Here is a 22,912-nt window from a genome sequence, read left to right on the forward strand (position 1 = left end):
CTTGGACTAGATAAAATTGTCCGTCTGCTTCAAAATAGGCGTAGAGGGTGGGAATTTGGGGGTGATGTTCCCCTAATTCTTCTAGGATAGCGGCTTCTCTGGCGAAGCGATCGCAGACTAACTGATACACTTGAGGATCAGAGGTGATAGGTTTGAGTAATTTGACCACACACCGACGATGAGATGGCATTTGGGTATCTTCTGCTAAAAAGGTCTCGCCAAAGCCACCACGTCCCAGAGAGCGTATAATATGATAGCGATCGTTTAACAGGGTTGAGGTCATTTTTCTCTGTTCTTGAAAAGTCATTAAAGTTCAGTCTTGAGTCTCTATTATGTATGCTAAATCACACTGATCTATCTAAGGTAAACCAATTTTTGCCCAAACTACAGTATAGGTAGAAGAAACTGTGGAATCGATGAAGGTTTCTATATCTAATATAATAACTTTTTGTCTTTTGAATAAAACTCCTTTCTTGGAAGCTAAATCATATTGTGGAGGTTGAGGATAGAATTCTCTATAATTTACATTATTAATAATTTGTACCTCTTGGCCAATTTGAGGGATAACTGAAGGGGTAATCGTAACGGGTTGAGAAGTGTTAAATAAACGGTTGCCAACAGCTACTGAAGTATTATTCACAGCACCAATTCTTATCCATCCAATGGGAGCAGGGAGAGCAGAAGTAGGAGATGGAGAAGGGGTTGAAGTCAATGTATTGTTACTTTCAGACCTATTACTGTTCACATTATTATTCGTGTAAGTCTGAGAGGATTGAGGGGAGATAGATGCAGAGGGTGTGGAAGGATTGGGATTAGATGCAGTTTGCTGGTTTTGTGTATTATTAGGACTGTTGCTGGAATCGGTGTCTTTCTCCGTTGATTCTGTCGCTTCTGCGGTGGCCGAGGTGGGGGTGGAAGGATTGGGGTTAGATGCAGTTTGCTGGTTTTGTGTATTATTAGCACTGTTGCTGGAATCGGGGTCTGTCTCCGTTGACTTTGTTGCTTCTGTGGTGGTTGAGGTGTTGTCAGACTCTCCAGAAGACGACACCATGAGAGGACGGACTAACACCACTGCACCTAAGACAAAAATGCCGACTACACTTCCGGTAATAATGGCTTTTTGCCAGTCGGGTAAAGGGGGTTTGGGAGGAGGAGGAGAGGGGTTAGACGCAACTACGGTAGGGGATTGAGTAGAGGGACCAGAAACCGTGGTTTCTGGGACTGGGAGAGGTTGGGTGGGTTGAGAGGATGCTCCGGGTTGTAACGCAGTGAGCATTTCTTTTGCGGTGGAAAAGCGATCGCGGGGATGAGATTGAATGGCTTGGTCTAGAATATTCGCTAAGGTGGGACTTACCGTAGGAGCATCAGGCCGCCAAGTAATCTCCCCAGTTGCGGGATCACTTTGTAATTCTTGGGGGGGTTTACGAGTGAGGAGATAAATCATTGTCATCCCCAAACTATAGATATCACTCCCATAAACCGGACGGCCTGCAGACTGTTCACTGGGCATAAATCCAGGGGTGCCAATGACGATAGAATGGTTACTATTTCCCGATACTGTCATAATTGTTCCCATTGCTTCTTTCACTGCACCTAAGTCAATGAGAACGGGTTTATGATCGCTATGGCGAACAATGATATTATCCGGTTTAATATCCCGGTGAATAATATGCTTGCTGTGCATATAGTCCAACACGGGTAAAATGCCAGTTAGCACTTCTCGCACGGAACTTTCACTTACAGTCCCCTGTTGCTGTAAAAACTCCGTTAATGTGACCCCTTCCACCCATTCCTCTACTAAATAAAAGAGGCCCTCTTCTTCAAAATAGGCATAGAGTGCGGGGATTTGCGAGTGGCCTTGACCTAAATCTTCTAAAATAACGGCTTCTCGCTGAAATCGCTCTTGGACTAACTGATAACTTTGGGGATCATCGGTAATGGGTTTGAGTTGCTTGATGACGCAGCGACGACCGGACGGTAAATCACTGTCTTCAGCTAAAAACGTATTCCCAAATCCACCACTACTTAAAGGACGCAGGATGTGGTAACGGTTTTTTAAGACTTGAGGCATCATGATCATTCCTCTGGACACGATGAGCAGGTTTTGCGGGGATTGACAGAAGTTACTCCTATTTTAAGTTCCCAAGAGGAGTCTCGCTTCTCTTTTAGTTTAAGCGAAAAGAGTGGGCTGCGATCGCGTTATTTTCTCAAAATATTATATTTTTTTAACTTTTAGTTTCCAAAACCAATAACCCCTATAATACTCAGAAAAATTAATGGCTTTTTACGCAAATTTTCACAAAAATTAACAAATATTAGCATAGTATAAATGAACTAATTTAGCCCTCCTCCCAAGTCCCAATTCCCTTCACTGTCGAAAACTGTCTAAAATAAACCTAAATTGATGAGATAAACCGTTAAAGTTCTGCTATTTTAAAACAAAATAAACAATATCCCCTAAACCTGAAACTCGTTCCCTATTTAACAAACCTCCCACTCAGTTGAGTTAACTTGCGACAATTTAATTATGACTTCTGCTACCCGTCAACGCACTAAATTTGGAGGAAACCCGCAAATTGTCCTCAATAACCAAGGACAAACATTATCTCCTCTAACTCTCACCCAAGACCGACATATTTTAGGCCGTGATCCCCAAAAAGCAGATTTAGTTGTTCCGATGGATTGGACTGTGGTGTCTGGGTGTCATGCGGTCTTACAACGACAGGGAGAAGACTATTTTATCTTTGATGGGAATGGACAACAACCGAGTAAAAATGGACTCTTTATTAATCATACCCGAATCACTCCCACAGAAGGGTATTATTTACGAGATGGATGTGAGTTACAAATTGGACAAAATCCCCAAAATTTAATTAGTTTAACCTATCATGGGTCGAGTTTAGGTGAACCCGCAACTCAACCGCTACAACAGTCTATTTCCCTGCAAAATCGCTCAGTTTTATTAGGTCGTGATCTTGATGCTGATTTTATTTTAGATGCTCCCACAGTGTCCCGTCGTCACGCGGTAATTGATACCAACCAATCGGGACATTATATTGTACAAGATTATAGTACCAATGGGGTTTTTGTCAATGGTCAACGGGTCAATGGGTTATCCCTCCTCTCTCCAGGGGCAACAGTGCGCATTGGTCCGTTTTTATTATTATTACAAGGAGATCAGTTAGTTTTAGTTGATAAAGGGAATCGAATTCGCTTAGACGCTTATCATTTAGTGCGAGAAGTGAAAGGAAAAAAAGGGAAAAAAATCCGGATTTTAGATAATATTTCTTTACCCTTTGAACCCGGTCAGTTAGTCGCATTAGTAGGGGGAAGTGGTGCAGGAAAATCTACCCTGATGCGAACTTTATTGGGGGTTGATCCAACCACAGGGGGAAATGTCTTTTTAAATGGGGAAAATTTACGCAAGAATTTTAATATTTATCGCACGCAAATTGGTTATGTCCCCCAAGATGATATTATTCACCGCAATTTACAGGTAGAGGAGGTTTTAAACTATGCAGCACAATTGCGACTCCCTCCCGATACCGATTTAGATGCGGTAATTACTCAAACCTTGAAAGAGATTGAAATGTCCCATAAACGGGATACTTTAGTGAAAGATTTAAGTGGGGGACAACGAAAACGGGTGAGTATTGGGGTGGAATTATTAGCTGATCCGAAACTCTTTTTCCTCGATGAACCCACATCGGGACTTGATCCGGGATTGGATAAAAAGATGATGGAATTGTTGCGGAAATTGGCCGATTTGGGACGGACTATTATTGTCGTGACTCACGCAACCAGTAATATTCGACTCTGCGATCGCATCGTATTTATGGGCCTCGGTGGTCGTCTCTGCTACTTCGGCCAACCCCAAGAAGCAATGCAATTCTTTAAAACCAGAGACTTCCCCGACATCTACAACCGTCTCGAAAACGAAGAAAACGTCCTGCAAGAATCCCAACGCTATCTCAACTCCGACTACTACGATCGCTACATTAACACCCATCTCAGCGACGAAAGCCAACCCATCACCGGAAACATCCCCCAACAAATCAAGCGATCGCCCTTTCAACAACTCTTACTCCTCACCCAACGTTACCTCAAACTCCTCCTCAGAGACCCCGTAAACCTCAGTTTAGCCCTCCTCACTGCACCCGTGGGCATTATCCTCATCACCCTCGCATTAGGCGATAAAACCCCCTTAATCGTTGGCTCAGAAGACGACCCCACCCTGGCCCCCTTAGCATTACGAGTCCTCTTTGTGTTCACCTGTGCGGCCCTATGGGTGGGGTTGTCCAGTTCCCTGCAAGAAATCGTCAAAGAGGCCGCCATTTATCAACGGGAACGGTTAGTCAACCTACGACTATTCGCCTATTTAGGGTCAAAAATCAAAGTCCTGGGAGGACTGGCCCTAGCACAGACAATATTAATGGCGATCGCCATCTTAATCGGCTTCCAAAACCCCACCCCCAACCTCATCTCCTGGCCCCTCGGACTCAGCATCACCACCTTTCTCACCCTCTTTGCCTGTATTAACCTAGGATTAATGATTTCCGCATTAGTCAAAAACAGTTCCCAGGCCAACAGTGCCTTACCCTTACTCCTCCTCCCACAAATCATCTTCTCCGGAGTCCTCTTTAAAATGGAAGGCATCGGTCAATATCTCTCCTGGTTAATGCTCAGTCGTTGGTCAGTAGGGGGGTATGGGTCATTAGTCGATGTCAACAGCATGGTCCCGGACCCCACCACCCTCCCCGACGGCAGCACCGTCCCCCAACCCTTTGAACCCACTCCCGTCTATGACCCCACCTGGGAAAACTTGAGCTTAAATTGGGCAATCTTAATCCTGCATTCTGTCATTTATTTTGCCGTAACTTGGTGGGTCCAAAAGCGCAAAGATGTTTAATCTGAACCACAAAGACACAAAAAACACAAAAAATACGAAGATTATTTTTTATTTTAGTCTGCGATCGCAGTTAAAGTTCTTAGACTTTCGTTGAGTATTTTTAAGCCACCCCTTGTCACCCATCCCCCATCCCGAAAGTTAAACAAATTTGAGATTTCCTGACTCTCCCTCAACGAAAAGGCTAAATTAGGAAAAAAGCCAAGAGACCTATGAGCAACACAGCAAACCCAGACTTCGGAGCATTCTTTTCCCCCACCCCCACCCAAGACACCGACTTGCTGCAACAACTTCCCTTTCTCCCCGGACTGCAAGAACTCCTACTCCTGCGTCAAGTGCATGGGTTAGAACACGCAACCGTCTGGATCCTCGATGAAATGAGCAAAACCCAAAACCGTCCCACCGACAGCGACTTACTAGGGGGACTCTCCACCGAACAAGGATTTTATCTCTACGGAGAAGTGAACCCCCTGCACCTCCAAAAAGCCGTCCCAGAAGCCCTCCAACGTCTGCAAAATGGAGAATGGAACTTAGCCCTCCACCCCCGCTGCGGCACTAATATGTCAGTTGCTCTCCTCCTCACCACCGGGTTAGCCTTGGGGACATCCTTCCTTCTCCCCCGGACCCCCTTTGAACAACTCCTCGGTATTGGACTGGCCGGGTTTATGGCCAATCAACTAGCCCCAGATATGGGAAACTTAACCCAACGCTTTATCACCACCGCTATCCCCTATAATGTCGCCATCCAGAAAATCAGCCGCACGACAGATTTTTGGGGACGACCCGCTTCTTTTATCCAAGTCTCTTGGCACGAAGGGTAGTTTTGTCTTAATAAAACTTAAAACCAAATGAGGGTCTATAATCGCCTCAAGATAGTACGCTTTGATCTAGATATCATACAAACAAGGAAAGGGTTTTATGGTTAACCGCAAAGACAAAGTGAGAATTCTGCGTAAAGAGTCCTACTGGTATCAGGATGTCGGAACAGTTGCGACTGTAGATAAAAGTGGCATCATCTATCCCGTTATCGTCCGCTTTGATAAAGTCAACTATTCCGGAGTCAGTACCAACAACTTTGGTGAGCATGAACTCGAAGTGGTCGAGGCCGCTCCCAGCAAGAAAAAATAAGACTCTGATTCAGTAAATCGGTAAACGTGCCGGAATTACCAGAAGTCGAAACAGTGTGCCGAGGATTAAATCAATTAACTCGGCATTCTCTTATCCAGGGTGGGGAAGTGTTGCTCGAACGCACACTGGCCTACCCTGGTTCTGTGTCTGCGTTTCTAGCAGGAGTAACAGGAAAATCTATTGCTGCATGGCACAGACGAGGCAAGTATTTATTAGCGCAGTTATCTCCTGGGGGATGGTTGGGGGTACACTTGCGGATGACAGGACAGTTAGCATGGGTTGAACCGGAACACCCCCTCTCGAAGCATACCCGCCTCCGATTGTTTTTAGAGACAGGAGAATTACGGTTTGTGGATATTCGCACCTTTGGCAAAGTGTGGTATGTGCCACCAGAGCAGGACGTTGAAGCTATTATTACTGGGTTACAAGGGTTAGGGGTTGAACCTTTGAGTGAGGAGTTTACGGTGGACTATTTGGGGGCAAAATTGGGGAAAACGCGACGGGTGTTAAAAACGGCTTTGTTAGATCAGGCAGTGGTGGCCGGGTTGGGAAATATTTACGCAGATGAGGCTCTGTTCGCCTCTCAGTTGCCTCCCGATCAAATTGCGATGAATTTATCCTCCGCAGAGATTAAGCGGCTACATGGGGCAATTATCGCGGTTTTAGAGCAAGCTATTGGGAAGGGGGGAACAACGTTTAGTGATTTTCTCGACTTATTGGGAGTGCCGGGGAATTATGGGGATGCGGCCACGGTTTATGGCCGGACAGGACAACCTTGCCGGGTGTGTGGGACGGCCATCCAACGGCGGAAAATTGCCGGGCGATCGGCCCATTTTTGTCCCCAGTGTCAGATCAGTAATCAGTAAAAAAAGATTTGTTATATTTGCTGATCTTTTAAATTACAATAGCAATATTATCTAGAAAATAATTTTCTTAAAAAACGGAGTAAGCATTTAGGTGATCCCCTTGTTCTTTTCCTACCTAGCCCCCTGAAAAAGGGAGGAAAAGAACGGAAGCCCATTTTTAAGGATCATACACCGGGATTGTCTCGTCAAACTGAATACTTGAAAACGGGTGTTACCAACTTTCTATAAATAAAAATAATCCGGAGTTAATTATGGTTAACTTAAACGATGAAGAAAGAAAAAAACAGTATTTTTATTATTCTCCGTTATTCGCCCTAGTTCTGGGTCTCACCCCTCGTTTTCAGGTACTGGCGCAACCTATTACACCTGCTAATGATAATACCGGAACTGTAATTCAGCAAAATGGGCAAGAGTTTGAGATTACTGGAGGGACTTTATCAGGAGACCAGGCGAATTTATTTCATAGTTTTGCACAGTTTAATCTAGACCCTAATCAAATTGCGAATTTTCTCTCAAATCCGCAAATTCAGAACATTCTCGGACGGGTAACAGGGAATAATCCCTCCCTCATTAATGGAATTATTCAAGTGACAGGGGGGCAGTCTAATTTATACCTAATGAACCCCGCAGGGATTATTTTTGGGAATCAAGCGCAACTGAATGTTTCTGGGGATTTTATAGCGACCACAGCAACCGGGATTGGGTTTAGTAATAACCATTGGTTTAATGCGTTTGGAACGAATCATTATGAAACTTTAATTGGGACTCCTTCTCAATTTGCGTTTGATCTCTCCCAACCCGCAGCAATTCTTAATCAGGGCGATTTAGCGGTTGAGTCTGGGCAGCATTTAACCCTGATGGGAGGAACGGTCGTCAATACTGGCACAATAGCCGCCCCTAATGGCACAATTACCTTAGCGGCAGTCCCAGGTAGTCGTTTAATTCGGATTAAACAAGAGGGGAATTTATTGAGCTTAGATGTTGAACCGCCTAGAGATAATAATGGGGACATTTTGCCCTTTACTCCCTTAGATATTCCAGAATTATTAACGGCTTCTAATGCGTCACCCCAAGAACAAGAAAATCTCAATTTTGTGGCAACAGGAGATTTAGTTTTTACGGGGGAAATTCGAGGGGAAACCGTTCACTTGGCCGCAGTCAACCCCATTCAACCGGACGATCCCACCTTAATTCAGACGGGAGACGGAACAGAACATAGTCCCACAGTTCTCCGTTTTGCGGAAGAATTCCTTGCTCCTCTGGATTATACCTTTATTGATGAACGAGTCGATAATCCGTATGAGTTGCTGTATGGGGGGGAAGCAGGGACAGTTTCTCGTCTTGTTTTGAAGGATGAAAATGGCCTAGCGACCATCACAGAAGCCTTAAATTTTAGTGATCAGGCCGTTGATACCTTAACCATTGTAGCCGAGGGGAATCAGGGGAATTTTATTTTAGGCAATCAATTAATTACTGCGGAGAATGTGACGCAATATCAGTCTTTATTAGAACAATGGGGGCCATCCCTGAGTCCCCAAGCGGATATCTTACTCTATAGTTGCTATACGGCATTAGGGGAAACGGGACAAAGTTTAATGAATACCGTGGCCAATTATACGGGGGCTGATGTTGCAGCTTCTACGGATATTACCGGGAGTGGGGGTTTTGGGGGGAATTGGCAGTTAGAGTATCAGACGGGGACTATTGAGGCAGGAATGCCGTTTTTAACGGAGACGGTGGCCAATTGGCAAGGGAAATTAGCCAATATTACGGTAGATACGGGGGATGTGGCCGGATTAATTGCAGCCATTAATACTGCCAACGGTTCGGGGGATACGATTGTGTTAGGGAGTGGGACTTATACCCTAAATGATGCTAATTTTGCCAATGATGCCACTGATGGTTTAAATGGGTTGCCGTCGATTATAGGAGCAGTGGAAATTTTGGGCAATGGGGCAACGGTTGAACGAGATACCACTAGCACTAATGATTTCCGGTTATTTCATGTTGCGGGGACAGGGAATTTAACTCTCGATGATATTACTGTGCAAGGGGGAAAGATTACAGGTGGGGGGACTCCGGCCAAGTTTGGGGGAGCAATTTTAAATAATGATGGACAGTTGACGGTTAGCAATAGTACCATTTCGGGCAATTATGCCGCCGGAGGAGGGGGTGGTATTGCCAATTATGCCGATGGCACAGCTACTGTGACTAATACCACCATTTCTGGGAATTCTGCGGGGAATAATTCCTTCTACGCTGGAGGAGGGATTTTGAATCGGGGAACATTTAATTTAACCAATAGTACGGTTTCTGGGAATGTGGTCAATAATGCCAATGGAGGCGGAATTCAGAATGCAGGAACAGGGGCTGGAAGTCCGGTTCTCAATATTACCAATAGCACGATTAGTGGGAATAGTGCTGCATCGGGGGGGGGAATCGCTAACTTTTCTACTCCCACTGCACCTGCAACGGTGAATATTAGTAGTAGCACGATCGCCAATAATTTCGCCACAACCAATTATGGAGGCATTTACAATTATGGGCAATCTGTCGATTATTCCAAAGTGCAGATTCAAAATAGTATTATCGCCCAAAACACCACAGGGGGGACTAATGCCGATGTGGGTTGGAATGATTTGACCAATGCACCTGTGATCGATCAGGGGAATAATTTAATTGGGGTTGATAGTAGTGGGGGGACTGTATTCACCAACGGTAGCTTAGTGGGATCGGCTGGTAATCCCCTCGATCCGGGGCTTCTGCCTTTAGATAACTATGGTGGCCCCACCCAAACCCATGCCCTACAAGGGGATAGTCCTGCCCTCAATGCGGGCGATAATACGCTAGCTACGGGATTAAGTACAGATCAGCGAGGGAGTCCTGGACAGCGTATTATTGATGGAACAGTGGATATTGGGGCCTTTGAATGGCAGGGGAGTGAAATGATCTCTGTTGGGCCACAAACCCAAACCATCAGTAGTCTGCCGACGGCTCTGGATGTCAGTGTTAAGGTGGTTGAAAAGGGATTTAATATTGTTCCCCTTGTGGGAGTTAATGTGAATTTTTCGGCCTCTGGCATTGAGGGAACGTTTAGTAATGGGACAACGGTGTTAACCAATGGGTCAGGAATTGCAGCGAATATCTTTAATGCGGTGAGTGCCTCCGGTAATTTTCAGATTCTCGCGGAGTCTAGTGGACTGACTCCCATCGAGTTCAATTTTACCTATACGCCTCCCGTTTCCTCTAACGAGGAGTTGCCATCCTCCCCAGCAGAGACGTTGGCCTTTCTCTATACCCCTCTTACTCCTTTATCGGTATCGTTGCTGAATGAAACGTCTCTCTCTCAGCTTTTGCTCAATCCTGAATTGGCCTTTCAACTGTTTGAAGCAAAATTGACTCAAACTTTTGAGCAGTATTTAGCGAGGGGAGATTTAGAAGTGGTGGAGACTGCCACAGGGATAGTTACCACAGAGACGGTGACGAGTGATTCCTCTTGGGGAGAGGAGACTATCGGCATTCCTCACGAGGGGGAAGAAATTGCCCCTTTGTTCACGGACGAATCACTGAGAGAAGGGGAAAGCGAGGGATTGTCCTTAGCAGAAGCAGAAAGGGACACTGGGTTGAATGAGCTTAATGGGGATGTTGCAGGAGAGGAGGGAACAGACAATCTTGAGGAGGAACAGTCGGGAGGGCACTTCAGCGAACTGCTGAATGAGGATGATGATAGTAATAGTCTCATCAATGCAGGAGGAGAGAGTGAGGATGATGAGGTTCTTCTGACGGACGCACAAGCGAGTTTGCGTCAAGTGTTAGAAGAAACCGGGGTGAAACCCGCGCTCTTGTATGTCATTTTTGTGCCAGCGTTGGGGCCAGTGGCGAATGCTGAACCCCAAGGGAACGATCGCCTGTATCTCATGTTAGTGCCTCCTGATGGGGATGCGATCGTTAAATCCACTCCTCTCACCCGTGATCTCGTCACCCAGGTTGCCGACCGCTTCCGCAATAGTACAGTTAATGTGCGTCGTCCAGGAGCATTTCTGCAACCCTCCCAACAACTCTACGATTGGCTTATTTCTCCCCTAGAAGAACAAATCCAAGATTTAGAGATTAATCATTTAACCTTCCTGTTAGATACCCAACTGCGTTCTCTCCCCGTTGCTGCTCTCTCAAACGGGAAACAGTTTTTAGTGGAACGCTACAGCGTGAGTTTAATGCCCAGTATGGCCTTAACCAATCTGAAATACGAAGATATCCGTAACTTTAGTTTACTGGCCATGGGGGCCGAACAATTTGAAGACCAAACCCCTTTACCTGGAGCAGGACAGGAAATCCAATTGTTGACCAGTCGTTTATGGAATGGGGAATCCTATCTCAATGCTGATTTTACAGTGGATAAAATCCTAGAAGCCCGCAGTGAAAGTGGTTTTCGGATGATGCACCTCGCCACCCATGGTCAATTTGAACCCGGTACTCCTGCCAATTCACGCATCTATCTGGGGAATGGGACATTAGGACTGGATGAAGTACACAATTTGGGATTACACAATCCTCCGGTGGAATTGTTGGTATTAAGTGCTTGTCAAACGGCATTAGGGGATGCAGAGGCCGAGTTAGGGTTTGCTGGGTTAGCGGTGTTAGCAGGGGTTAAGTCTGCTTTGGGGAGTTTATGGTTAGTCAATGATGCAGGGACCATGGGACTCATGACGACATTTTACAGTCAGTTGAAAGAAGCCCCGATTAAAGCGGAAGCTCTCCGGAGAGCGCAGTTAGAAATGTTGCAAGGAGAGACTTATATTGAAGGCAATTCTTTGGTGATGGGTGAGGAAACATTTCCTTTACCGGATGATGTGGCTGGGGTGGACAAGATTCAATTACGTCATCCCTATTTTTGGAGTGGGTTTACGCTTATTGGTACGCCTTGGTAAGGGATCAGGAGATGGGAGATGGGGGAGATGGAGGAGTTGGGAGAGATGGAGGAGTTGGGGGAGATGGGGAGTAACAACTGTTTACTGTTTACTGGTTACTATTCAAGGTAGCTGGAGCTAAAAAATTGAGCAATAATAGGGTAGCCCCCAGTTGTTGTTGTGTCTCATTCTTTGCTCAGTGCCTTTGTCTAAGAAACTACCGCTTTATCTTGCGATCGCGCTTCCCTTCACCCTACAAGTCTTGGCGATTGTCGGACTGGTGGGCTATTTGTCCTATCGTAGCGGGGAACAAGCTGTCGAAGATTTAGCCAATCAACTGATCGAGGAAACCGGAGAACGAGTCACCGATCATCTCGATACCTACTTAGCCAAACCCCCTCATCTCCTCCAACAGCAACAAGCTGCCATTGGCCGACAAGAATTAGACTGGCAAAATCCCGAACAACTGAAAAACTATTATGTTGACCTCCTCCGCATTTACCCCAGAGTCAGCGTCATTGGTCGGACGACAGAAGATAAACGCTTTTTGGCAGTGGAGCAGCCCCACAAAAGCGGATTTGTCTTCAGACAATATAACCGCAACACCCAAAAATTAAACGCCTACATCCTCAATGAGCAAGGAGAGCAACTGAGGTTTCAAGACGCTTCACCCAACTATGATCCCCATAATGATCCCCCTAGTAATCCTTGGTATCGCCGCGCCAAAAACGCCTCAGACGGGATTTGGCTACCCGTCATTTCCCTCGGCAAAGGACAAAACCAACCGTTACTGATGATGGTTTACTTTCACCCCTTTCAAGACGCAACTGGGAAAACCCAAGGTGTGGGTGCGGCTGGTGTTTTTCTCAATTCCTTGGGAGACTTTCTCGCTGATTTAAAGATTAGTGAAAGCGGACAAGTCTTTATTATTGATAACCAAGGTGCATTACGGGGAATATCCACCGGAGAATCCCCGTTTCAGGAGTATAACGCCTCCACTCGTCCCCAAACCTTAAACCCCGAAGATTGGGTAAAAGTCGCCCAAAAAAGCCAAAATCCTGTCACTCGGATGGCAGTGCAACAATTATTTTCCCAACCATCTTTTCGCCAAGCGGCCACCTCCTTTCAATTTCGTCAGCAGGGGAAACGCTACTTTGCCCAGAGTATCCCCTTTCCTCTCAGTGAAGACATTCAATGGCAGGTTGTGGTGGTGATTCCGGCCTCAGAATTTATGGGCAATATTGAAGCGAATGTTCAGCGCACTGTGGGCTTGTGTGTGTTAGCGTTAATTGGGGCTGGGGCGAGTAGTCTCTGGTTGGCCAAACGGATTGCGCGATCGCTTTCTCGCTTCACCGAAACCAGCCAACTCGTCGCTGCTGGCCAACTCCACCACCCCTTACACGCAAGTCCCATCCGAGAAATCGCCACCCTCTCTAATGCCTTTAAACAAATGGTGGACGCATTACGAGACGCAGAACAACTGCGCCACCATTACGAACAAAACCTAGAACAACAAGTCGCCGCCAAAACTGCCGCCCTCGAAGAAGCCCAAAATATTGCCAGTGTAGGGAGTTGGGAGTATGATGTCCGAGCAGAAACTGTCACTTGGTCAAAAGAACTCTACCGTATTTACGAAGCAGAAGACCAATACCCGGTTTCTCGACCCGATCAGACGATACAATACATTCATCCCGACGATGCAGACCAATTTGATCGAGAAGTGAGGCAAGCCGTCCAGTCTCAGCAAGCCTTTGATGCAGACTTTAAAATTATTACCCAAAAAGGCAATATTCGCTATGTTCACGCCAAAGGCCATCCCGTGTATGATGAGCAAGGCCAGTTGAGCAAACTATTTGGGACTGTCACGGATATCAGCGATCGCAAAACCCTAGAACTCGCCCTACAAGACTCCCAAACCCAACTCCAAGACATCTTAAACAACGTCAATGCCGCCATTGTCCAAATGCAAGTCTTTGCCGATGGCCGCTGGGAAATTGTCCATCTCTCCGAAGGATGCGAAGCCATTTCCGGTTATACCGCCCAAGAATTAATGGCCAACCAAGACCTCTGGATAGAACGCATTTATCCTGGCGACTGGGAAGCGGTTTCCCCGCAGATTTTCGCCAATATTTTCAACGAACGTCCCAACACCTCCGAATATAGATTTTATGACAAAAGCGGCCAAATCCGCTGGATATCCCAAACCAACCATTCTCGACGGGATAACAAACACAATTGCTGGTTGGTGACAGGAGTCTCCTTAGACATCACCCAACGGAAAGAAACCGAAATTGCCTTACAAGAGAGTGAAGCGCGACTCCAATTAATTACCGACTCTCTCCCCGGATGTATCTCCTATACCGACTCTTCCCAATGCTATCGCTTTGTTAATAAAACCTACGAGGACTGGTTTAACTGTCGCAAAGAAGATATTTTAGGGTGTACCGTAAAAGAAGTCATCGGCGAAGAAGCCTATGAACGGGCGCGACAGTACATTGAACAAGCCCTCTCGGGAGAAACTGTCACCTACGAAACCGAATTACCCTATATTGGGGGACAAACTCGCTATGTCTCCGGGGTATTAGTCCCCGATCTCGATACTCAGGGACAAGTTAACGGGTATTATGCCTTAATTACCGATATTAGCGATCGCCAACAAGCCAGACTTGCCCTCCAAGAAAGCCAACAACGCCTCCAAGAAATCATCACCACCATTGACCAAGTCTTCTTTGTCCGTTCCGTCGCAACCGGAGAATTTCTCTACATTAGCCCCACCTACGAAGAAGTCTGGGGCCGCAGTTGTGAAAGTCTCTATCAACACCCCGACGCTTGGTTAGAAGCCATCCACCCCGATGATCTACCCCTTGTACAGCAGTCCTTAACCGAACAATTTACCCCCCAAAATGTCCAACGAGAATATCGCATTATTCGACCCAATGGGGAGATTCGCTGGCTATTAGTGCAAGTGAAGATCATTCACGATGAAGCCGGAAACCCTCTAAAATTTGTAGGCACAGCCGTAGATATCACAGGCCGCAAACAAGCCGAAATTGCCTTACAAGAGAGTGAAACCCGTTTTCACGCCATTTCTAATAGTTCCCCTGCCAATATTTATATCTTGGTGCGACGAGTCGATGGGTCATTTGCATTTGAACATATGAGTCGCGCCATTGAAACCATCCATGAAATTCCTGTTTCAGCTATCTTAGACAATGCCACTATTTTATTAGACCGTATCCATCCCGAAGATCGAGCCGCCTACGAAGCCGCCGTACAACAAAGTTTAGACACCCTACAACCCTTCTGGCATGAATGGCGCATCATTAACCCCTCCGGCAAAATTAAATGGCTACAAGGGACTTCTCAGCCCCAACAACGGGAAAATGGCGACATTGCTTGGTATGGGGTCGTGTTGGATATTACAGACCGTAAAGAAGCCGAAGCCGTCCTCCAAGCGAAAACTGAAGAATTGAATCGCTTTTTCACCACCTCCCTCGACCTTCTCTGTATTGCCAACACTGACGGGTATTTTCTGAAATTAAACCCCCAATGGGAGAAAACCTTGGGCTATTCCTTATCGGAGTTAGAAGGGGCCAGATTTTTAGACTATGTGCATCCCGATGATGTCGCCAGCACCCAAGAAGTCCTCGAGTATATCAAAACAGGAGAAAACCACCCCTCTTTCATTAACCGCTATCGTTGCCGAGATGGGTCCTATCGTTGGATTGAATGGCGGTCTGTCCCCAGTGAAATGTTCATTTATGCGGCGGCCAGAGACATCACAGAGCGCGTCGAAAGCGAAGCTATCCTCCGTCAAGCTACAGAGGAGGCCGAAGCCGCAACCCAAGCCAAAAGCGAATTTCTCGCGGCCATGAGTCACGAAATTCGCACTCCCATGAATGGGGTGTTGGGGATGTTGAATCTATTACAGAATAGCGCGTTAAATCCGGAACAGCGATCGCACGCCCACATTGCCCAAGCGAGTGCCGAGTCCTTACTGATGCTCATTAACGACATCCTCGACTTCTCCAAAATCGAAGCAGGCCGACTGGACTTAGACTTGTTAGAGTTTAATCTTCCTCAACTCCTGCAAGAAATTGTCCAAGCCCTGGCGTTACAAGCCCAAAATAAAGGCGTAGAGTTAATTTTAGATGGCCATGATCTGCAACAATCTTGGGTGAAAGGCGACCCCGGACGCTTACGGCAAATCTTCACCAATTTAATTAATAATGCCATTAAATTTACCGATCAGGGGGAAATTGTTGTTGAATGCCATTTACATCCCTCTGGGGAAAAGTTACTCCTGACGGCGATGGTGTGTGATACGGGTATTGGTATTCCCCAGGATAAACTGGATTTATTATTTGAGTCGTTTACCCAAGTCCACAGTAGCAGCGATCGCCAGTATGGTGGCACGGGGTTAGGGTTGGCAATTAGCCAAAAACTCTGTGAGTTAATGGGGGGAGAGATCAGCGTTGAGAGTGAATTGGGGCAAGGCAGTTGTTTTCATTTTACTGTCCAATTAGAACCTAGTGAGCCATCGGGGGCAAGTGCTACGGGTGCAAGCATTGCACCCCTACGAGGGGTCAAAATTTTAGTGGTCGATGATAACGCCACCAGTCGGCAAGTTTTGGCCCGACAACTGCAATATTGGGAGGCTGAGGTGGTCACTGCCGGGGATGGGAAAACGGCCTTAGCTCGCTGTGAGGAGACTTTTGAGCAATTCGACAGGGAAACACAAAAACCGCCTTTTGATCTGGTGGTATTAGACCGAGAAATGCCGGAAATGGACGGGTTAGAATTGACTCAATATTTACGACTGGGTAATGGCTGGCAAGATATCCCTATCGTAATGTTAATGAATTTAAATCGCCAGGAAGATATCTCCTTTTTAGCAATGCTTGGGGTGAGTGGCTACTGTAATAAACCTGTGACTCCCAATGATTTAATAGAGACGTTAACCCAGGTGAGAGAAGGGGAAACCCTACAATGGTCTGTAACTGAGGACACGGAAACCTTACCCTCTAGAGAGGGAGATACCCCGATGAGGGCCTCCCGTTGGCCGGACAATACCCGTCTGTTGTTGGTGGAAGATAATCAAGTGAATCAGATGGTGTTGAAGGGGTTATTAAAAAAATTAGATTTAGAGGTAGAGTTGGCGTTTAATGGGATTGAAGCCTTACAGTCTCTTACCTCTGCCCCGCCTACTAATCCCTATACAATGGTGTTTATGGATTGTCAGATGCCGGAAATGGACGGGTATGAGGCGAGTCGGCGTATTCGTCAAGGGCAAGGCGGCGATCGCAACCAATCTATCCCCATTATCGCTATGACGGCCAACGCTATGCAAGGCGATCGGGAAAAATGCCTGGAAGCGGGAATGAATGACTATTTGGCCAAACCCGTCAATGCCCAAGCCTTAGAGCAAATGCTCAAAAAGTGGTTACTCCAGAACAACTTGCCTAGGGTTAATGAACAGGATACCTCAGAGCGTGAACCGGAAATCCCAGTTATTTTTAATGTCCAAGATTTATTAGAACGCTGTGGGAATGATCAAGCGTTAGCGGTGCAAATTTGTCACTTTTTTTTAGAGGATATTCCCAAGGAAAGAGAGATGATACAACAGGCGATTCAAAGGGAAGATTTGGCGGCAGTCCAATGTCAAGCCCACGGGGTGAAAGGGGCGGCAGATAATGTCAGTGGCCAAGCGTTACGGGAGGTGGCGTTTAAGATGGAAAAAGCCGCCAAAGCCGCAGATTGGGCTTTGATTCAGAGTTGTTTCCCGGCTTTAGAACAGGAGTTAATCTGTTTAACTGAAACGTTAGAACAGTTTATAGTTGATAGTTGATAGCTTAGGGTTTATAGTTGATAGTTAATCATTGATTACTGTTCCCTATTCCCAATTCCCATTCCCATTCCCAATTCCCAATTCCCAATTCCCAATTCCCAAATAACCCTTGACAAATCAAAATAAATATGCTATCAAAGCAAAATTAGTCAATTCGAGCTATGATGGCTAAGAAGTCTCATTGTTAAACGCCTTAACAATGAAATCAGCCAATGCGTGAGTCCCGATTGGAGAGTTCTGAACAGGGTGATAGTTTTGGCTAGCCCGCACAAGAGTTTTCCCTTGTGCTAAGGGTTTACAGGGGCATCTCTATCCTTTCATCAAAAAAAAATCATCAACCTGTCCCGAATGGACGGGTTTTGGATTGTATCCAAAGAGAGAATTTGCGGAAATGATTAAAGTTCCCTCAATCCCCGAAGATGCCTCCTATTCCTAGAATGTTATGAGCAGTTTTAAGCGGACTCCCTATGCTATAAATCAAGCCAGGCGACTGTTTTCAGGGTGTGATACTGAATTAAGTCATCCTGGGATAGGAGAATGGCCGAGGAGAAGAAGACAAGATTCCCCACGGGGAAAAGAAAGTCACGACAATGATATGATCAGCCCGATGTTTCCCCCTGTGTCTGTAGGTCTTTTACCGACAATTCCGTCTCCGATGCAGTCGGTTCATGTTATGGGGACTGCGGTGGAGTCGCTGCGGTCTCAGCAACCGATTTTAGAGGCAACATTAAGCGCGATCGCAGCCATTAATACCACAGGAGGAGTTCTCGGTTATCCCCTCCAACCGCAAATTATAGACACCCAACAAGGGGTAACAGGAGTCCTCGAACAAGTCGAAGCATTATTCAGCCAAACCAACCTCCGCATCATCCTTGGTGGAGGAGATGCCACCACCCGCAAGCATCTCTTACCCTTACTCGAACAATATAACGCCCTTCTCTGGTATCCCGGACCCAACGAAGGCCAAGAAACAGCCTCCCAAGTGTTCTACACCGGAACTTGCCCCAATCAACCCATCGACACCCTCCTCAACTGGTTACAAGAGGCCGGATACACCCGTTGCTACCTCCTCCATTCCCGCTTAGAAACCCCCTACTCTGCCCTTCTCCAAGGACAACTCCGCCAAAACGGGTGGTTAGTGGGAGAGAGTGAAATCGAAACCCATAATAGTCCCCTCACCCTGCTGAACGAGATTCGAGACCGACAACCGGACATTATTCTCAACACCTGTGGTCGGGACTCCTTCCCCCTTTATACCGAATTAACCCGTCAAGGGATCAGCCCCGACACCCTGCCGATTGTCGCCTTTCAGTTGCAAGAAGCGGATTTTGCCGTATTAGGAGAAAGCGCGATCGGGCATTACCTCATCAACCCCTACTGTTCCCAATTCTCCACCCCCGAAAACGAACAATTCCTCGCCCACCTCAACCCCGACACCCCCCTCACCCCCACCGTCGTGGCCGCCTACACCCAAGTCTATCTCTGGCAACAAGCCGTCGAACTCGCCCAAACCTTCGCCGTGGACCGAGTGAGACAGGCCGCCTATGGGATTAATTATGCCGCCCCCCAAGGTCGCGTACAAATTGCCCCCAACCAATACCTCAGCCAACCCTGTTACCTGACTCGTAAACAGGCCCAAGGCTATCATATCCTCAACCCCAATCAGACCCCTCTCCCCCCTCTCCCCTACCTCTCCCCCATCAGCGAACCCCAACCCGAACCCGTTGACCCCTCCCCCCCGGCCTCCCTCTCCTCCATCAACGAGGACTTTCACCCCCTCGAACGAGTCTTTCAAGACTACATTCAAGAACTCTTAGTCATCTTTCGGGCCTTGGATGACACCATTTTTGTCACCGATGCCCAAGGATGTTATTTACGCATCGCCCCCACCCATCCCACCTATCCCCTCTCCCCCGACTTAATCGGCAAAACCGTCCATGAGGTCTATCCCCCAGACCTCGCCCATCGGTTTGTGGCCGCCATTCAACAAACCCTAGACCAACAGGAAACCGTCCGCTTTGAATACTGTTTAGAAGGCCATACTGGGCATAACCCCTCCGACACCCCCTTATGGTTTAACGCCGTTCTCTCCCCCATCCTCCCCGATGCTGTAATCTGGATTGTCCAAGATATTACCACCCGTAAACAGATTGAACAGGAACAAGCCGACTATCGGCAACAACTCGAAGCCCAATTTGAAGCGAGAACCCAAGAAGTCATCGCCAGTAATGACCAACTGATCGCCGAAATTGTCGAACGGCAGCAAACTGAAAACGCCCTGATTAACGCCAAGGATCAATTACAAGCCATCTTAGAGGCCGTTCCGGGGATTGTCTCCTGGATTAGTTCCGACTTGCGTTATTTAGGCGTAAATCGCCATTTGGCTGAAACCTTTGGTCTGACTCCAGAGGATTTTATTGATCAAGATATTGGCTTCTTAAATGCTAGTTCCGAGTTTATTGATTTTGTGAGCCATTTTTTCCAGAGTCCCATTGAGGAAGACTTTCAGGAAATTACCACCGACTTGGAGGACGGCCAGCGCACCTTTTTAATCGTGGCCCAAAAATACGACAATGGCCAGGCCGCCTTTACCGTGGGCATAGACGTGACGGAACGGCAACAGGCAGTGGATGCCCTGGAACGGTCAAAAGACCAGTTACAGGCGGTATTAGATGCCGTTCCGGGCATTGTCTCTTGGATTAGTGCCGATTTACATTATTTAGGGGTCAATCGCCATCTAGCCCGAACCTTTGACCTCAACCCAGAAGACTTTGCCGGACGACCATTAGGGTTTTTGGATGCCAGTGAGGACTTTAATGAATTTGTCCACGAGTTTTTTAATAATCCCCAGCAAGTGGATGATTTCCGGGAAGTGGAGACTATTGTGGATGATGAGGTACGCAATTATTTAATTGCAGCGCAAAAATACGACAATGGCCAGGCCGCCTTTACTGTGGGCATAGACGTGACGGAACGACAACGGGCCCTAGAGGAGGTGGCCCGGTCAAAAGACCAGTTACAGGCGGTATTGGAGGCCGTTCCGGGGATTGTTTCTTGGATTAGTGCCGATTTACATTATTTAGGGGTCAATCGTCATCTGGCCCAGACCTTTAATTTACCTGTAGAAGCCTTTGCAGGAAAACATATCGGCTTTTTACAAGCTAGTGAAGATTTTAATGATTTTGTCCGGGCCTTTTTTGCTAGTCCCCAAAAAGATAGTTTCCGGGAAGTGGAAGCGTTGGTGAAGGGGGAGATGCGCAATTATTTAATTGCAGCACAAAAGTATGATAATGGTCAGGCTGCCTTTACTGTAGGCATAGACGTGACGGAACGACAACGGGCCCTAGAGGCATTACAAAAGGCCGAAACGAAATATCGCACGATTTTTGAGAATGCCATTGAGGGGATATTCCAAACTACTCCAGACGGGAAATATATTAGCGCGAACCCGGCGTTAGCCCGGATTTATGGCTATGACAGTCCTGAACAGTTAATGGCGGAGTTGGATGATATTCAGGCTGAATTGTATTTGGACCGGCAACGGCGAGAAAAATTTGTCCGCTTGATGGAGACGGAAGGGGGAGTGGTTGGCTTTGAGTCGCAAATTCGGCGACGGGATGGGACGATTTGTTGGATTTCGGAAAATGCCCGCGTGGTACAAGATTTGGAGAGTCAATGCTTGTATTATGAGGGGACTGTTGAAGATATTACGGAACGGAAAGAGGCTGAAGAAGCCCTCCGACAGTTGAATGAGGAACTCGAACACCGGGTTCAAGAACGAACCAATGAACTGCAACAGTTGAATATGCAGTTATTGATGGAAATTGGCGAACGGGAACGCATTGAGTCGGCCCTGCGGACTTCGGAAGCGGAGTTAAAAGCCTTGTTTGCAGCTATGACGGATGTGATTACGGTGTTTAATCAGGAGGGCTGCTATGAGAAGATTGTCAATACTAATTCTGAGTTAGTGTATAGTCCCAAAGTGACTCGGATTGGTAAGAATGTTTATGATGTGTTGCCCCCAGAGAAGGCGGATTTGTTTTTAGAGACTATCCATGCAGCCCTAGAGACGGGGAAAACGGTGAATACTGAGTATAGTTTAATCATTCCTCTAGAGGATGGTAGCGAGGAGGAGGTTTGGTTTGCGGCGAGTATTTCTCCTTTGCCTAATCGTAGCGTGATTTGGGTGGCGCGGAATATTACGGAACGAAAACGGGTGTTGGATGCTTTACAGGAAGCGGAGGAGAAGTATCGCAGTATTTTTGAGAATGCGGCAGAGGGGATTTTTCAGAGTACGCGGGATGGTAAGTATTTGAATGCGAATCCCGCGTTGGTGCGGATGTATGGCTATGATTCTTTTGCAGATATGGTGTCCCATGTGGAACACATTGATACGGATATTTATGCCCAACCGGAGTTACGGAAAATGTTCCGGGAACAGTTGGAACAGGATGGGGTGATTAATGGGTTTAAGGCCCAGGTCCGTCGGAAGGATGGGTCTTTAATTTGGACTTCGGAGAATGCGCGAGTGGTGCGGGATGAGGAGGGGGAGATTCTCTATTATGAGGGGACCGTGGCCGATATTACGAAGCAGAAACAGGCGGAAGATGCGTTATGGTTGGAACAGGAGAAGTCGGAACGGTTGTTGCGCAATATTTTACCGAATGCGATCGCAGAACGTCTGAAACAAGAAGAACAGTCCATTGCGGAACGGTTTGATAGTGTTTCGATTCTCTTTGCCGATATTGTCGATTTTACGTCTTTATCGGCTAAAATTCCGCCGACGGAGTTGGTTGATCTGTTGAATGATATTTTCTCGGCTTTTGATCAATTGGCGGAATGGTACGATTTGGAGAAAATTAAGACTATTGGGGATTCTTACATGGTAGCGGGGGGCATCCCCTCGACGACCGCGAATCATGCGGAGGCTATTGCAGATATGGCGTTAGATATGCAGTTGGCCATCACTCGTTTCTCCCGTGAGGGGGGTGAACCCTTCCGTCTCCGCATCGGTATTCACACCGGACAGGTGGTGGCCGGGGTGATTGGCATTCGCAAGTTTATTTATGATCTCTGGGGGGATACGGTGAATGTGGCCTCACGGATGGAGTCTCAGGGGGTGTCGGATATGATCCAAGTGACTCAGGATACTTATGAGTTGTTGAAGGATAAGTTTTTCTTTGAAAAACGAGGGGAAATTTTGGTGAAAGGACGGGGGAAAATGACCACGTATTGGTTACGGGGGAGACGGTGATTT

9 protein-coding genes are annotated in these 22,912 nt (G+C 46.9%); 7 read left to right on the plus strand and 2 right to left on the minus strand.

The annotated features are described in order from the left end of the window. Positions 1–283, minus strand: a 283-nt coding sequence (locus tag PN462_RS19015; protein WP_272130407.1) for a protein kinase, incomplete at its 3' end; no start/stop codon positions are given. Between the two features lie 75 nt (positions 284–358). Then, the gene (locus PN462_RS19020) at positions 359–2,074 is read right to left on the minus strand and encodes a protein kinase domain-containing protein (RefSeq protein ID WP_272130408.1); all 1,716 of its coding nucleotides are present in this window, start codon (positions 2,072–2,074) and stop codon (positions 359–361) included. Between the two features lie 453 nt (positions 2,075–2,527). Here PN462_RS19020 and PN462_RS19025 point away from each other — a divergent pair, with 453 nt between their 5' ends. The 7 genes from PN462_RS19025 to PN462_RS19055 all read left to right on the plus strand — a co-directional run bounded on the left by PN462_RS19025 (position 2,528) and on the right by PN462_RS19055 (position 22,909). Then, positions 2,528–4,909, plus strand: a complete 2,382-nt coding sequence (locus PN462_RS19025; protein WP_272130409.1) for an ATP-binding cassette domain-containing protein — start codon at positions 2,528–2,530, stop codon at positions 4,907–4,909. Positions 4,910–5,118: 209 nt separating this feature from the next. Continuing rightward, on the plus strand, positions 5,119–5,727 hold the full coding sequence (locus PN462_RS19030) for a DUF6391 domain-containing protein (protein WP_272130410.1): 609 nt from the start codon (positions 5,119–5,121) through the stop codon (positions 5,725–5,727). Between the two features lie 97 nt (positions 5,728–5,824). Next, positions 5,825–6,034 carry a photosystem I reaction center subunit IV gene (locus PN462_RS19035; RefSeq protein ID WP_272130411.1) on the plus strand — a complete coding sequence of 70 codons (210 nt, stop codon included), beginning with the start codon at positions 5,825–5,827 and terminating at the stop codon, positions 6,032–6,034. 26 nt (positions 6,035–6,060) lie between these two features. Then, positions 6,061–6,900, plus strand: coding sequence for a DNA-formamidopyrimidine glycosylase (locus tag PN462_RS19040; protein WP_272130412.1), 840 nt, complete (start codon positions 6,061–6,063; stop codon positions 6,898–6,900). Between the two features lie 251 nt (positions 6,901–7,151). After that, complete coding sequence (locus tag PN462_RS19045) at positions 7,152–11,828, plus strand: CHAT domain-containing protein (protein WP_272130413.1); 4,677 nt, start codon at positions 7,152–7,154, stop codon at positions 11,826–11,828. A 184-nt stretch (positions 11,829–12,012) separates the two neighbouring features. Beyond that, on the plus strand, positions 12,013–17,655 hold the full coding sequence (locus PN462_RS19050; protein ID WP_272130414.1) for a PAS domain S-box protein: 5,643 nt from the start codon (positions 12,013–12,015) through the stop codon (positions 17,653–17,655). A 442-nt stretch (positions 17,656–18,097) separates the two neighbouring features. Beyond that, a complete protein-coding gene (locus tag PN462_RS19055; protein ID WP_272130415.1) occupies positions 18,098–22,909 on the plus strand; it encodes a PAS domain S-box protein in 4,812 nt (1,603 codons plus the stop codon). The last annotated feature ends 3 nt before the right edge of the window (positions 22,910–22,912 follow it).

The sequence above is a fragment of the Spirulina sp. CS-785/01 genome (assembly GCF_028330525.1).
Lineage (GTDB): Bacteria > Cyanobacteriota > Cyanobacteriia > Cyanobacteriales > Spirulinaceae > JAQMSD01.

Bases quoted from the DNA above. Each gene is read 5' to 3' on its own strand.
- PN462_RS19020 (WP_272130408.1), bottom strand. From the start codon at position 2,074: ATGATGCCTCAAGTCTTAAAAAACCGTTACCACATCCTGCGTCCTTTA.
- PN462_RS19045 (WP_272130413.1), top strand. From the start codon at position 7,152: ATGGTTAACTTAAACGATGAAGAAAGAAAAAAACAGTATTTTTATTAT.
- PN462_RS19035 (WP_272130411.1), top strand. From the start codon at position 5,825: ATGGTTAACCGCAAAGACAAAGTGAGAATTCTGCGTAAAGAGTCCTAC.
- PN462_RS19030 (WP_272130410.1), top strand. From the start codon at position 5,119: ATGAGCAACACAGCAAACCCAGACTTCGGAGCATTCTTTTCCCCCACC.
- PN462_RS19055 (WP_272130415.1), top strand. From the start codon at position 18,098: ATGAGCAGTTTTAAGCGGACTCCCTATGCTATAAATCAAGCCAGGCGA.
- PN462_RS19025 (WP_272130409.1), top strand. From the start codon at position 2,528: ATGACTTCTGCTACCCGTCAACGCACTAAATTTGGAGGAAACCCGCAA.